The sequence below is a fragment of the Clavibacter sp. B3I6 genome (assembly GCF_030816895.1).
GTDB lineage: Bacteria > Actinomycetota > Actinomycetes > Actinomycetales > Microbacteriaceae > Clavibacter.
Genome location: NZ_JAUSYL010000001.1, coordinates 1,020,086 through 1,033,212, shown reverse-complemented (window position 1 = coordinate 1,033,212; position 13,127 = coordinate 1,020,086). Strand labels below are relative to the sequence as shown.

General features: G+C 72.1%; 15 protein-coding genes. 11 read left to right on the top strand and 4 right to left on the bottom strand.

Annotated features, from left to right (window positions below; genetic code table 11):
• Positions 1–120: 120 nt before the first annotated feature.
• The 9 genes from atpB to yaaA all read left to right on the top strand — a co-directional run bounded on the left by atpB (position 121) and on the right by yaaA (position 7,912).
• Positions 121–945, top strand: coding sequence for a F0F1 ATP synthase subunit A (gene atpB, locus QFZ62_RS04830; RefSeq protein ID WP_373425970.1), 825 nt, complete (start codon positions 121–123; stop codon positions 943–945).
• A gap of 46 nt (positions 946–991) precedes the next feature.
• A complete protein-coding gene (locus tag QFZ62_RS04825; RefSeq protein WP_012037850.1) occupies positions 992–1,225 on the top strand; it encodes an ATP synthase F0 subunit C in 234 nt (77 codons plus the stop codon).
• Positions 1,226–1,236: 11 nt separating this feature from the next.
• On the top strand, positions 1,237–1,803 hold the full coding sequence (locus QFZ62_RS04820) for a F0F1 ATP synthase subunit B (RefSeq protein ID WP_307502395.1): 567 nt from the start codon (positions 1,237–1,239) through the stop codon (positions 1,801–1,803).
• Positions 1,803–2,594: a F0F1 ATP synthase subunit delta gene (locus QFZ62_RS04815; protein ID WP_307502392.1), complete on the top strand. Its 792-nt coding sequence runs from the start codon at positions 1,803–1,805 to the stop codon at positions 2,592–2,594. The genes QFZ62_RS04820 and QFZ62_RS04815 overlap by 1 nt, the downstream gene beginning before the upstream one ends.
• 55 nt (positions 2,595–2,649) lie before the next feature.
• Entirely contained in the window at positions 2,650–4,287 is a 1,638-nt protein-coding gene (gene atpA / locus QFZ62_RS04810) for a F0F1 ATP synthase subunit alpha (RefSeq protein WP_307502389.1), read from the top strand.
• 49 nt (positions 4,288–4,336) lie between these two features.
• Entirely contained in the window at positions 4,337–5,236 is a 900-nt protein-coding gene (locus QFZ62_RS04805; protein ID WP_307502386.1) for a F0F1 ATP synthase subunit gamma, read from the top strand.
• Between the two features lie 35 nt (positions 5,237–5,271).
• Positions 5,272–6,732, top strand: a complete 1,461-nt coding sequence (gene atpD / locus QFZ62_RS04800) for a F0F1 ATP synthase subunit beta (protein WP_307502383.1) — start codon at positions 5,272–5,274, stop codon at positions 6,730–6,732.
• Position 6,733: 1 nt separating this feature from the next.
• Positions 6,734–7,003 carry a F0F1 ATP synthase subunit epsilon gene (locus tag QFZ62_RS04795; RefSeq protein WP_307502380.1) on the top strand — a complete coding sequence of 90 codons (270 nt, stop codon included), beginning with the start codon at positions 6,734–6,736 and terminating at the stop codon, positions 7,001–7,003.
• Between the two features lie 153 nt (positions 7,004–7,156).
• Complete coding sequence (yaaA, locus tag QFZ62_RS04790; protein ID WP_307502377.1) at positions 7,157–7,912, top strand: peroxide stress protein YaaA; 756 nt, start codon at positions 7,157–7,159, stop codon at positions 7,910–7,912.
• A gap of 96 nt (positions 7,913–8,008) precedes the next feature.
• Here the strand turns inward: yaaA and QFZ62_RS04785 are convergent, their stop codons facing one another.
• From QFZ62_RS04785 to QFZ62_RS04775, 3 genes are all read right to left on the bottom strand, one after another.
• The gene (locus QFZ62_RS04785; protein ID WP_307502374.1) at positions 8,009–8,602 is read right to left on the bottom strand and encodes a DNA-3-methyladenine glycosylase I; all 594 of its coding nucleotides are present in this window, start codon (positions 8,600–8,602) and stop codon (positions 8,009–8,011) included.
• Positions 8,599–9,066 (bottom strand): methylated-DNA--[protein]-cysteine S-methyltransferase, encoded by a 468-nt coding sequence (locus QFZ62_RS04780; RefSeq protein ID WP_307502371.1) that lies wholly within the window; start codon positions 9,064–9,066, stop codon positions 8,599–8,601. Before QFZ62_RS04780 ends, QFZ62_RS04785 begins: the two co-directional genes overlap by 4 nt.
• Positions 9,067–9,310: 244 nt before the next feature.
• Complete coding sequence (locus QFZ62_RS04775; RefSeq protein ID WP_307502369.1) at positions 9,311–9,790, bottom strand: Lrp/AsnC family transcriptional regulator; 480 nt, start codon at positions 9,788–9,790, stop codon at positions 9,311–9,313.
• 220 nt (positions 9,791–10,010) lie between these two features.
• Between QFZ62_RS04775 and QFZ62_RS04770 the strand changes: the two genes are divergently transcribed.
• Together QFZ62_RS04770 and QFZ62_RS04765 are read left to right on the top strand one after the other, a co-directional pair.
• Positions 10,011–11,228 carry an FHA domain-containing protein gene (locus QFZ62_RS04770; protein WP_307502366.1) on the top strand — a complete coding sequence of 406 codons (1,218 nt, stop codon included), beginning with the start codon at positions 10,011–10,013 and terminating at the stop codon, positions 11,226–11,228.
• On the top strand, positions 11,225–12,061 hold the full coding sequence (locus QFZ62_RS04765) for a PP2C family serine/threonine-protein phosphatase (RefSeq protein WP_307502364.1): 837 nt from the start codon (positions 11,225–11,227) through the stop codon (positions 12,059–12,061). The genes QFZ62_RS04770 and QFZ62_RS04765 overlap by 4 nt, the downstream gene beginning before the upstream one ends.
• Before the next feature lie 15 nt (positions 12,062–12,076).
• Here QFZ62_RS04765 and dapD read toward each other — a convergent pair whose 3' ends face one another.
• Positions 12,077–13,063: a 2,3,4,5-tetrahydropyridine-2,6-dicarboxylate N-succinyltransferase gene (dapD, locus tag QFZ62_RS04760; RefSeq protein ID WP_307502362.1), complete on the bottom strand. Its 987-nt coding sequence runs from the start codon at positions 13,061–13,063 to the stop codon at positions 12,077–12,079.
• Positions 13,064–13,127 lie beyond the last annotated feature (64 nt).

Here is a 13,127-nt window from a genome sequence, read left to right as displayed (position 1 = left end):
TGATAGTCTCTCTCGTGACGATTCCCGTCGGGCCGTGCCCAGATCCACCTCACGCCGGCGTCTTCTCACCCCATCCGTTCGTCGCCGCGAGAGCTCGCGCTCCACGCCCCGAAACAGGAGATAGCGCTGTTAGCCACCGCTGCACCCAGCATCATCACCCTCGCCGCTGAAGACTCGGGTGAGGGGTTCCACGCTCCCACGCTGTCGGAGTTCTTCCCGCCCATCGCCTTCTTCGAGGGCACCGGCTTCGACCTCAACCGCATCATGCTCATCAGGCTCCTGGTGCTCGCGGTCCTCGTCGTCCTGTTCGTCGTCGGCACGCGCAAGCTCGCGCTCGTCCCGGGTCGCGGCCAGAACCTCGTGGAGATGGGCGTCGACTTCGTCCGCGTCAACATCGCGGAGGACATCCTCGGCAAGAAGGACGCGCGTCGCTTCCTGCCGATCCTGATGACCATCTTCTTCCTGGTCCTCGGCATGAACCTCACGGGCGTCATCCCCTTCCTCAATATCGCCGGCACCTCGGTGATCGGCCTGCCGCTCTTGCTGGCGGCCGTGGCGTACGTCACGTTCATCTACGCCGGCATCAAGGACCGCGGGGTCGGGTTCTTCAAGAACACGCTCTTCCCGCCTGGGGCGCCCAAGCTGGTCTACATCCTGCTGACGCCCATCGAGTTCCTCTCGACCTTCATCATCCGGCCCGTCGCGCTCACGCTGCGACTCCTCATGAACATGGTCGTGGGGCACCTCCTGCTGGTGCTCTGCTTCTCCGCGACGTGGTTCTTCCTCTTCGAGGCGGAGGGCGCGTTCAAGATCCTGGGCGCCGGCACCCTCGTCCTCGGGTTCGCGTTCACGCTCTTCGAGCTGCTCGTCGCCGTCCTGCAGGCCTACATCTTCGCCCTCCTCACCGCCGTCTACATCCAGATGGCCGTGGCGGAGGAGCACTAAGCGATCTCGTCCACCCACGAGATCACCCAACCGGAAGGAAACCCCAGTGGACCCCATCATTCTCGCCGAGATCAACGGCAACATCGCGACCGTCGGCTACGGCCTCGCAGCGATCGGCCCCGGCATCGGTGTCGGCATCGTCGCGGGCAAGACCGTCGAGGCCATGGCCCGCCAGCCCGAGATGGCCGGCAGCCTCCGCACCACGATGTTCCTCGGCATCGCGTTCTCCGAGGCGCTCGCGCTCATCGGCCTCGCGACCTACTTCATCTTCACCAACTAGGGGAGACGCACATGCTCACGCCCCACAACGTGATGGCGGCAGGTGAAGAAGCGCCGAGCATCCTCCTTCCCGCGGTCTACGACATCGTGTGGTCGGCGGTCGTGTTCGTCGTCCTCCTGGTCGTCGTCTGGAAGTACGCGCTCCCGCGCGTCTACGCCATGCTCGACGGTCGCACCGAGGCCATCGCCGGCGGCATCGAGAAGGCCGAGCGCGCGCAGGCCGAGGCCGACGCCGCGAAGGCCGAGCTCACCGCGCAGCTGGCCGAGGCACGCGCCGAGGCCGGTCGCATCCGCGAGCAGGCCCGCGTCGACGCCACGGCGATCGCCGCGGAGATCAAGGAGCAGGCCACGGCCGACGCCGCCCGGATCACCGCCAGCGCGCAGCAGCAGATCGAGGCCGAGCGCCAGCAGGCGGTCGTCTCGCTCCGATCGGAGGTCGGCTCGCTCGCGATCGACCTCGCGTCGGGCGTCATCGGCCAGAGCCTCACGGACGACCAGCGCTCCACCGCGCTCGTCGACCGGTTCCTCGCCGACCTGGAGGCCAGCGAGACCGCCGGCAGGACGGGATCCGCCAACTGATGGGCAGTGCATCGCGCGCATCGCTGGACGCGGCTCGCCGCGTCCTCGCGGAGCTCGGGGGCGTCGACCTGTCGACGGCCGGTCAGCTCCTCGGAGCCGGCCGTGCCATCGGCGGATCCACGCACCTGCTCTCCGCCCTGGCGGACACCGGCATCGCGCCGGAGGTCAAGCACAGCATCGTGGGCCGGGTCTTCGGCTCCACCGTGCAGGAGCCGGCGCTGCGCGTCATCCGCGCGGTCGTCGACGGCCGCTGGTCGTCGCACGACGAGCTGCTGGCGGGCATCGAGGAGCTGGGCATCCGTGCCGTGGCGATCTCGGCGCCCGCGGGGACGCCCGTCGAGTCCGAGCTGTTCACGTTCGGGCGGGCCGTGTCCACCGATGACCGCCTCGAGCTCGCGTTCGGCGACAAGCTGGGCGATCCCGAAGCCAAGTCGACGCTCGTCCACCGTCTCCTCGACGGCCGGGCATCGGAGCAGACGGTCGTCATCGTCGAGCAGCTCGTGCAGCAGCCCCGCGGCCGCCGCATCGGGGAGCTCGTCCGCCACGCCGCCACCCTCGTGGCCGACCAGGCGGGCCTCACCATCGCCACGGTCAGCGTCGCCTCGCCCCTGTCGCCCGAGCAGTCGGAGCGCCTCGCGCAGGCACTGAGCCGCCGGTACTCCCGGCGGGTCGAGCTGAACCAGGTCGTGGACCGCGACCTCGTCGGCGGCCTCCGCGTCCAGATCGGCGACGACGTCATCGACGGCAGCGTCGCCACCAGGATCAACGATTTGAGACTCCAGTTCGCCTGACCGGCGGGCGTCACCTCGGGAGCCGTCGGCTCCCGTGAATGCAAAGGGAAAGAAGATGGCAGAACTTTCGATCAGCCCCGACGAGATCCGGGACGCGCTCAAGGACTTCGTGCAGTCCTACGAGCCCGGCAAGGCCTCGACCACCGAGGTCGGCTACGTGCTCGACGCGGGCGACGGAATCGCCCACGTGCAGGGCCTGCCCGGCGTCATGGCCAACGAGCTCATCACGTTCGCCGACGGGACCCTGGGCCTCGCCCAGAACCTGGAGGAGAGCGAGATCGGCGTCATCGTGCTCGGCGAGTTCGCCGGCATCGAGGAGGGCATGGAGGTGCGCCGCACCGGCGAGGTGCTCTCCGTCCCCGTCGGCGACGGCTACCTCGGCCGCGTCGTGGACCCGCTGGGCAACCCCATCGACGGCCAGGGCGAGATCGCGAGCGAGGGCCGTCGCGCCCTCGAGCTCCAGGCGCCCGGCGTCATGCAGCGCAAGAGCGTGCACGAGCCCATGCAGACCGGCATCAAGGCCATCGACGCCATGATCCCGATCGGCCGCGGCCAGCGCCAGCTCATCATCGGCGACCGCCAGACCGGCAAGACGGCCATCGCGATCGACACGATCATCAACCAGAAGGCCAACTGGGAGTCCGGCGACACGAACAAGCAGGTGCGCTGCATCTACGTCGCCATCGGCCAGAAGGGCTCGACCATCGCCTCCGTGCGCGGCGCCCTCGAGGAGGCCGGCGCCATGGAGTACACGACCATCGTCGCGTCCCCCGCGTCCGACCCCGCCGGCTTCAAGTACCTGGCGCCCTACACCGGCTCGGCCATCGGCCAGCACTGGATGTACGGCGGCAAGCACGTCCTCATCATCTTCGACGACCTGTCGAAGCAGGCCGAGGCCTACCGCGCCGTCTCGCTCCTCCTGCGCCGCCCGCCGGGACGCGAGGCGTACCCCGGCGACGTGTTCTACCTGCACTCCCGCCTGCTCGAGCGCTGCGCCAAGCTCTCGGACGAGCTGGGCGCCGGATCGATGACGGGCCTGCCCATCATCGAGACGAAGGCGAACGACGTCTCGGCGTACATCCCGACCAACGTGATCTCGATCACCGACGGCCAGATCTTCCTCCAGTCGGACCTGTTCAACGCGAACCAGCGTCCCGCGGTGGACGTCGGCATCTCGGTGTCCCGCGTCGGCGGCGACGCCCAGGTGAAGAGCATCAAGAAGGTCTCCGGCACGCTCAAGCTCGAGCTCGCGCAGTACCGCTCCCTCGAGGCGTTCGCGATCTTCGCGTCCGACCTCGACGCGGCCAGCCGTCGCCAGCTCGCCCGCGGCGCGCGCCTCACCGAGCTGCTCAAGCAGCCCCAGTACTCGCCGTTCCCCATCGAGGAGCAGGTCGTCTCGATCTGGGCGGGCACGAAGGGCAAGCTCGACGAGGTCCCGGTCGAGGACATCCTGCGCTTCGAGCGCGAGCTGCTCGACCACCTCCACCGCAACACGGAGGTCCTGTCGCAGCTGAAGGAGAAGAACGTCCTCACCGACGACATCACCGACGCGCTGGATGCGGCCGTGGACCGGTTCAAGCTCGAGTTCCAGACGGGCGAGGGCAAGCCGCTCGCATCCGTGGGATCCGAGAGGTTCGAGCCCGCCAAGGCCGAGGACGTCAACCAGGAGCAGATCGTCAAGGGCAAGCGCTGACGCGCTCGCCTCACCGATCCGCCACCGACCGAGACCGATAGGGAGACTCATGGGAGCGCAACTCCGGGTCTACACGCAGAAGATCAAGTCCGCGCAGACGACGAAGAAGATCACCCGCGCGATGGAGCTGATCTCCGCGTCGCGCATCCAGAAGGCGCAGCAGCGGATGGCGGCGTCCGCGCCGTACAGCCGTGCCGTCACGCGCGCGGTCTCGGCGGTGGCGACGTTCTCCAACGTCGACCACATCCTCACGACCGAGCCCGAGAAGGTGGAGCGGGCGGCGATCGTCGTCTTCGCCTCCGACCGCGGCCTCGCCGGGGCGTTCAGCTCCAGCGTCCTGAAGGAGTCCGAGCAGCTCGCCGAGCTGCTCCGCTCGCAGGGCAAGGAGATCGTGTACTACCTGGTGGGCCGGAAGGCCGTCGGGTACTTCAAGTTCCGCAAGCGCTCCTCGGAGCGCATCTGGACGGGGAGCACGGAGAAGCCGGAGTTCGAGACCGCGAAGTCCATCGGCGATGCGCTCGTCGAGAAGTTCGTGACGGAGGCGTCCGAGGGCGGCGTGGACGAGATCCACATCGTCTTCAACCGCTTCGTGTCCATCGCCACGCAGAAGCCCGAGGTCGTCCGGCTGCTGCCGCTCGAGGTCGTCGAGGGGGTGGAGGCTCCCGGTGACGGCGCCGTCCTGCCGCTCTACGAGTTCGAGCCCGAGGTGGGCGACGTGCTCGACGCGCTGCTGCCCGTCTACATCGAGAGCCGCATCTTCAACGCCATGCTGCAGTCGGCCGCCTCGGAGCACGCCGCGCGCCAGAAGGCCATGAAGTCGGCGAGCGACAACGCCGACAAGCTCGTGATCACGTACACGCGGCTGCGCAACAACGCGCGTCAGACTGAGATCACGCAGCAGATCTCCGAGATCGTCGGCGGCGCGGACGCGCTCGCCTCCAGCAAGTAACTCCCACGCTCCACGAATGAAGAAGAGAGACATCAATGACTGACACCGCCACTGCGCCGGTCGCCAGCGACAGCGTGGCCGGCGTCGGACGCATCGTCCGCGTCACCGGCCCGGTCGTGGACATCGAGTTCCCGCACGACTCGATCCCCCCGGTCTACAACGCCCTGAAGACCACGATCACCCTCGGCGAGGAGTCGACGGAGATCACGCTCGAGATCGCCCTGCACCTCGGCGACGACGTCGTGCGCGCGATCGCCCTGAAGCCCACGGACGGCCTCGTCCGCGGCCAGGAGGTGCGCGACACGGGTGCCGCCATCTCGGTGCCCGTCGGCGACATCACCAAGGGCAAGGTCTTCAACGTCACCGGCGACATCCTCAACAACGTCGGCGGCGAGCCGATCGAGATCACCGAGCGCTGGCCCATCCACCGCAAGCCCCCGATGTTCGACCAGCTCGAGTCCAAGACGCAGCTGTTCGAGACCGGCATCAAGGTCATCGACCTCCTCACCCCGTACGTGCAGGGCGGCAAGATCGGCCTGTTCGGCGGCGCGGGCGTCGGCAAGACCGTCCTCATCCAGGAGATGATCCAGCGCGTCGCGCAGGACCACGGCGGCGTGTCCGTGTTCGCCGGCGTCGGCGAGCGCACGCGTGAGGGCAACGACCTCATCATGGAGATGGAGGAGGCCGGCGTCTTCGACAAGACCGCGTTGGTCTTCGGCCAGATGGACGAGCCGCCGGGAACGCGCCTGCGCGTGGCCCTGTCCGCGCTCACGATGGCGGAGTACTTCCGCGACGTGAAGAACCAGGACGTGCTGCTCTTCATCGACAACATCTTCCGCTTCACGCAGGCCGGATCCGAGGTCTCCACGCTGCTCGGCCGCATGCCGTCCGCGGTGGGCTACCAGCCGAACCTCGCGGACGAGATGGGCGTGCTCCAGGAGCGCATCACGTCGACCCGCGGCCACAGCATCACGTCGCTGCAGGCCATCTACGTCCCCGCGGACGACTACACCGACCCGGCACCGGCCACCACGTTCGCGCACCTCGACGCGACCACGGAGCTCAGCCGCGAGATCGCCTCGCGCGGCCTCTACCCGGCCGTCGACCCGCTGACGTCCACCAGCCGCATCCTCGACCCGCGGTACCTGGGCCAGGCGCACTACGACACGGCCACCCGCGTCAAGGCGATCCTGCAGAAGAACAAGGAGCTCCAGGAGATCATCGCGATCCTCGGCGTCGACGAGCTCTCCGAGGAGGACAAGGTCACGGTCTCCCGTGCCCGCCGCATCCAGCAGTTCCTCTCGCAGAACACGTACATGGCGAAGAAGTTCACGGGCGTCGAGGGGTCCACCGTGCCGCTGAAGAACACCATCGAGTCGTTCTCGAAGATCGCCGACGGCGACTACGACCACGTCGCCGAGCAGGCGTTCTTCAACGTCGGCGACCTCGACGACGTCGAGCGCCGCTGGTCCGAGATCCAGAAGGAGAACGGCTGACATGGCGCGCGCTGATCTCACGGTGACCGTGGTGTCCGCCGACCAGCAGGTCTGGTCGGGGCAGGCGTCCATGGTCGTCGCGCGCACCAGCGAGGGCGAGATCGGCATCCTCGCCGGTCACGAGCCGCTGCTGGCGATCCTCGCGACCGGCAACGTCCGCATCACGCAGGACGGCGGATCCGTGATCACGGCCGACGCCGACGAGGGCTTCCTCTCGGTGGAGAACGACAACGTGACCGTGGTCGCGCGCCAGGCCTCCCTGGTCGCGTAGCGCCACCTCCGTCCGACGGCGGGCGGTCCCCTCGGGGGCCGTCCGCCTTCGTGCGTCCAGGGGCGGTGGGTCGCGCCGCTCCGGCCTCCCGTCGCCGCACCTCCATCCCAGCTCGCACCCCCGTCCCGTCCCGCCGCCCCACCCGGAGGTCCCGTGCTCGTCCTGCTGCCCCCGTCCGAGACGAAGCGCGACGGCGGGGACGACGGATCCCGCCTGGACCTCGGGCGGCTCTCCTTCCCCGAGCTGACGGCGGAGCGGCGGACGATCATCCGGGCCGTCGCGGACCTCGCGCGGGACCCCGAGGCGGCGGCGCGGGCCCTCAAGCTGGGTCCGCGCCAGGCGGGCGAGGTGGAACGCGACCGGCTCGTGGAGTCCTCGCCCACCATGCCGGCGCTCCGGCGCTACACCGGCGTCCTCTACGACCCCATCGGCGCCGACGCCCTGGACGACGCGCAGCTGGCGTTCGCCGGCCGCCACGTCGCCGTGCACTCGGCCCTGTTCGGGCCCGTCATGGCCACCGACCCGATCCCCGCGTACCGGCTCTCCCACGACAGCCGGGTGCCGGGCCTCCGGATGAAGGCGCACTGGATGGCCTCCGTCCGCCGCGTTCTCGAGGCCATCCCGGGCCTCGTCCTCGACCTCCGCTCCGACGGCTACGCCGCGCTCGGGCCGCGGCCGGATCACGCCGACTCGACCGTCGTGCGCGTCGTCGCCCGCGGCGAGGACGGGACGGTGCGCGCGCTCAACCACTTCAACAAGAAGGCCAAGGGCGACCTGGTGCGGGCCCTGGTCCTCGCCGGTCGCGACCTCGCCTCCGTCGACGAGCTGCTCGAGTGGGCCGCCGAGGCCGGCGTCGAGCTCACGCGCGGCGGATCCGGCGACCTCGTTCTGGTGGCCGCGCCGCACTGATCCGGCTGCGCTCATCGGGCGGATCCGGCCACGCCGCCGTCGCGCGCGCAGGACGCGCCTCCACGCCGGGCCGGCGGGACGGGGACGACGCGCCGATCAGACTGCCCGGTGGCACCCGACGACGTGGTCGTCCACCAGTCCCGAGGACTGCATGAGGGCGTACACGGTCGTCGGCCCGACGAAGCGGAGCCCGTGCACCTTGAGCTCCCGGCTGAGCGCGGTGGACTCGGGGGTGATCGCGGGGATGTCGTCGGCGGTGGCGGGCCGCGGCCGGGACGACGGGTCGGACGCGTGCGCCCAGACCAGGCGGTCGAGCGCGCCGTCCCCGCGCTCGCCCAGGAGCGCGCGCACAGCCCGTGCGTTGCCGGAGGCGGCGAGGATCTTCGCGCGGTTGCGGATGATCCCGGCGTCACCCATGAGCCGCTCGACGTCGTCCTCGTCCATGGCGGCCACGGCGTCGATGTCGAAGCCGTGGAAGACCTCCCGGAACCGGGGGCGCTTGCGGAGGATGGTGATCCAGGACAGTCCCGCTTGGAACCCCTCGAGGCACAGCTTCTCGAAGAGCGGCCGGTCACCGTGGAGCGGCCGCCCCCACTCCTCGTCGTGGTACCTGCGGTACTCCGGGTCGGCGGCGGACCAGGCGCAGCGTGCGACGCCGTCGTCGCCGACGACGACCGACTCCCGTGTCACGACGCCAGCACCGATCCCTCGAGCGCCAGCAGCCGCACCTTCGTGGCGACGCCGTCGCCCGCGCTGAAGCCCGTGACGCGCCCGTCCGCGCCGAGGACGCGGTGGCAGGGCACCAGGATGCACAGCCGGTTGGCGCCCACGGCACCGCCCACCGCCCGTGCCCCGCCCGGCCGGCCGGCGGCCTGCGCCAGGGCGCCGTACGTCGTGACGCCGCCGTGCGGGATCCGCAGGAGCGCCTCCCATACCGCGACCTGGAACGGCGTGCCGGCGAGGCGCACCGGGACGTCGAAGGCCTGCCGGCGCCCCGCGGACCACTCCTTGAACTGCCGGGCGGCCTCCCGGAGGACGGGGCTCGGGCGGTCGTCGAGGTGGTCGAGCGGCAGGAGACCGCCGGTCGCGATGGTGAGGGAGGTGATCCGGTCGCCCTCGGACACGAGCTCGAGCCGCCCCACGGGCGACGGCACGCGCAGGAGAGAAGCCCCCGGGGGCAGCGCGCCGGGTGCCGGTGGGAGCCGACCGCCGGGATCGCGTGACGGCGCGGCGGCGCTCGTGCCGGGAGCACTCGGTGGGCGCGGGGGAGCGAGGACGGGAGCGGGGGAGGGCGTCATGCGGCGAGGCTAGGGCGGGTGCCGCGAAGCCGGACCGTCACGGCGCGGGCGGGGGACGGACCGGCGGAGCCGCGTCGGGGGAGGGGCGGCCGTGCCGGCGTCACCGGGAGCGCCCGTGCCCGTCCTGCGTGTGGACCTTGAGGTACACGAACGTCTCCGTGCTCACGACGCCCTCGAGCCCGCGGATGCGGGCGTTCAGGAGCTCGACGAGCTCCTCGTCGTCCTCGCACACCACCTCGGCGAGCAGGTCGAACGTGCCCGCCGTCATCACGACGTAGTCGACCGCGGGGATGGCCGCGAGGGCGTCGGCCACGACGCGCACGTCGCCGCTCACCGTCACGCCGATCATGGCCTGGCGCGTGAGCCCGAGCTGCTGCGGGTCGGTGAGCGCCACGATGCGGATCACGCCGGCGTCGGTGAGCTTCTGCACCCGCTGGCGCACGGCGGCCTCGCTCAACCCGACCGCCTTGCCGATCTCCGCGTACGACCGGCGGCCGTCCTCCCGCAGCTGGTCGACGATGGAGCGGGAGATCGCGTCGACGGGGAGCCCGCGGGCGGAGGGGCGCGGCGGCGTGCTCATCGTCCGAGCATGACAGCCCGACGGGGGCCGGGCAACCGGATCCGCGGTGCGCGGACCCTCCGGCGGTGCGGATGCCCCTCCTCGGGGCCCGAGGGCCGACGTCCGCGCACCCCTCGGCCGGGGGTCGCCCACGCGGTAGGATCCATCCCAGCGCGTCCGGCCGCCCGAGGCCCGTCGCCGACCGCCCGACCGGGCGCCGACCCTCGATGGAGCCCATGACGTGAGCGAGGGCTCCCACCGATCCTCTCCCGCCGCCGCGGGATCCGCCGGCGTCGCGGTGGTCACGCCGCAGGCGGTCGTGCTCCTGCCCGACGGCGCGTCCACGCGCCTCGTGGACGACCTCTGGCGGATCCTCGCGCAGCCGCAGGTCGCCGCCGAGTCGATCGTCGCGGTGCTCCCGCTGCGCGGCCCCGACGAGGTCGCGTCCTTCGCCGTGGTCGTGCACGAGGCCGGGGCCCCCGACGCCGCCCGCCTCCAGGTCGTGCTGCGGGGCGACGCCGTGGTCGACGTCGACGGCGGGTACGACGAGTCCGCGCCCCCCGCCGACCTCGCCCCGCGTCGCGTCGACGCGCGCCAGGCGCTCCCCTTCTACCTCGCGACGCTCGACCGCGTGCGGGCCTACCGCCTGGGGAGCGCGTCCGCGCCCCTCTCGGCCGTCGTGGCCGACGGCCTGCCCGTCGTGGCCGGGGCGGTCGTCGCGGACGCCATCGCGTGGCGCGTCGACGCACGGGCGTCCGACGAGCGCGCATCCGGATCCGCGGGCGGGAGCGGCCGCCGGGCCGGGGGCGGCGCGCACCGGGCGTCCGCGCCCGTCGACCCGGGCCTCGTCTCGACGGTCCTCGACGCGCCCTCGGGGGAGGCCTTCGCGCCGGCCGATCCGCCCGCCGCCTCCGCCTCCTCGTCCGTCCCGGCGGCCCCTGTCGCGGATCGGTCAGCCTCCGCCCTGGGCGACCCCGCCGCGGACGATGAGGCGGCCGCCCGGGCCCGCTCGGCAGGCGTCCCCACGGTCGCCATCGCGACGACGCCCGAGGCCGACGCCGACGCCGACGCGATCCGCATCGTGCACGCCGTCCGCATCATGCGCGACGGGGTGCCGCTCGCCGCCGGGACGGGGCACCCGGATCCCGAGCGCATCCCGCTCGACGTCCCCGTCATCGTGGGCCGCCGTCCCCGCCCGCCGCGCGTCGTGCGGGGCCCGGCGCCGCGACTGGTCACGGTGCCCTCCCCGCTCGGCGAGATCTCCGGCACGCACGTGGCGCTCCGGCAGGAGTCCGGTGCGATCGTGGTGACCGACCTCGACTCCACGAACGGCACCGTCGTGCTCGCGCCCGGCGTCGAGCGCCTCGCGCTCCGCCCCGGCGAGTCGCTCGTGGTCGTGCCGGGGACCCGCGTGGACATCGGCGACGGCGTCGTCCTCGAGATCCTGTCCGCCCGATGACCGCCATCGGAGTCGACGTCACCGAGACCGCCCTCGTCCTGCCCGACGGGCGCCGGCTCGTGCTCGGCTGGGCCTCCGCGACCGACCGCGGCCTCCGGCGCGACCACAACGAGGACAGCGTCCTCGCGGCGGTCCCGTACTTCGCGGTCGCCGACGGCATGGGCGGCCACGCGGCCGGCGACGTGGCGAGCGACGCCGTCATCCGCCGCCTCGCGGAGGAGCAGGGCCGCGCCGAGGGCGGCTTCGCGGATCCCGAGGGCGTGGAGCCCGCCCTCGAGCGCGCGGTCGACGACATCCGCGAGGAGACCGGCGACCTGGAGCTGCACGCGGGGACCACCCTCACCGGCGCCTGCCTCACGCTCGTGTCCGACCGCCCGTACTGGGCGGTCTTCAACGTGGGCGACTCGCGCGTCTACCAGCTGCGCGGCGACGTGCTCGAGCAGGTGACCGTCGACCACTCCGTCGTGCAGGAGATGGTGGACGCGGGCCGCCTCACGCGGGCGCAGGCCGACCGCCATCCGGACGGCAACATCATCACGCGCGCGGTGGGCGTGGGCGACGCGGCGGAGGTCGACTACTGGCTCCTGCCCGTCACGGCGCGGCTGCGACTGCTCGTCTGCTCCGACGGCCTGACCAAGGAGCTGGCGGACGCCGAGATCCGCGGGCACCTGCTGCGCGCCGACGACGCCGGCACGGCCGTCCGCGCCCTCGTCGCGCACGCGCTGGAGAACGGCGGGCGCGACAACGTCACGGCCGTCGTGGTCGACGTGCTGAGGATCGACCCGCCGGCCGAGGCGACCGCCCCGCCCCGCCGCCGGGGCTTCCGCCGCTGATCCGCCGGGCCGCCGCTACGCGTGCAGCGCTTCGTTCAGGATCTGCCCGCCGCCGCGACGCGGCACGGCCTCGACGGCGCCCGTGAGCGAGTTGCGGCGGAACAGGATCCCCGGGCGGCCCGACAGCTCGACGGCCTTCACCTGGGGCACGGTGCCGTCGGGTCCCGGCGCCTGGCCCGCGAGGCGCACCTTGGTGCCCGCGGTCACGTAGAGGCCGGCCTCCACGACGCTGTCGTCGCCGATCGAGATCCCCACGCCGGAGTTGGCGCCGAGGAGGGCCCGCTCGCCGATGACGACGCGCTCCGTGCCGCCCCCCGAGAGCGTGCCCATGATGGAGGCGCCGCCGCCCACGTCCGAGCCGTCGCCGACGACCACGCCCTGCGAGATGCGTCCCTCGACCATGGAGGCGCCGAGGGTGCCGGCGTTGAAGTTCACGAAGCCCTCGTGCATGACGGTCGTGCCGGGCGCGAGGTGGGCGCCGAGGCGCACGCGCGACGCGTCGGCGATGCGCACGCGGTCGGGGGTGACGTAGTCGAGGAGGCGCGGGAACTTGTCGACGCCGTGCGCGGCGATGCCGGCGCGCTGGAGGGAGGGGCGGAGCCGGTCGAAGTCGTCGGGGTGCACGGGGCCGGCGTTGGTCCACACGACGATGGGGAGGTGCGCGAAGATCCCGTCGAGCGAGAGCGCGTTCGGCTGCACGAGCAGGTGGCTCAGCAGGTGCAGGCGGAGGTAGGCGTCGGGCGTGGAGGCGGGCGGCGCCTCCAGGTCGATCTCCACCGTGACGATGTCGACCGTGACGCCGCGGCGCGGGTCGGCGACGGCGAGCTCCTCGACCCAGGCCGGCGCGATCCAGCGGTCGCGTCCCGCGGGCAGGGAGCCCAGCTCGGGGGCGGGGAACCAGGTGTCGAGCACGGTGCCGTCGGAGGCCACGGTCGCGAGGCCGTAGCCCCAGGCGGATCCGGTGGCGGGCGCGGCGGACGGGGTCGGAGCGGGGGAGGCCATGCGGCCAGCGTACCGATCGCCGTCCGCCACCCCGCCGTCCGGGTCCTGCCCAGGGCCGCGTGCC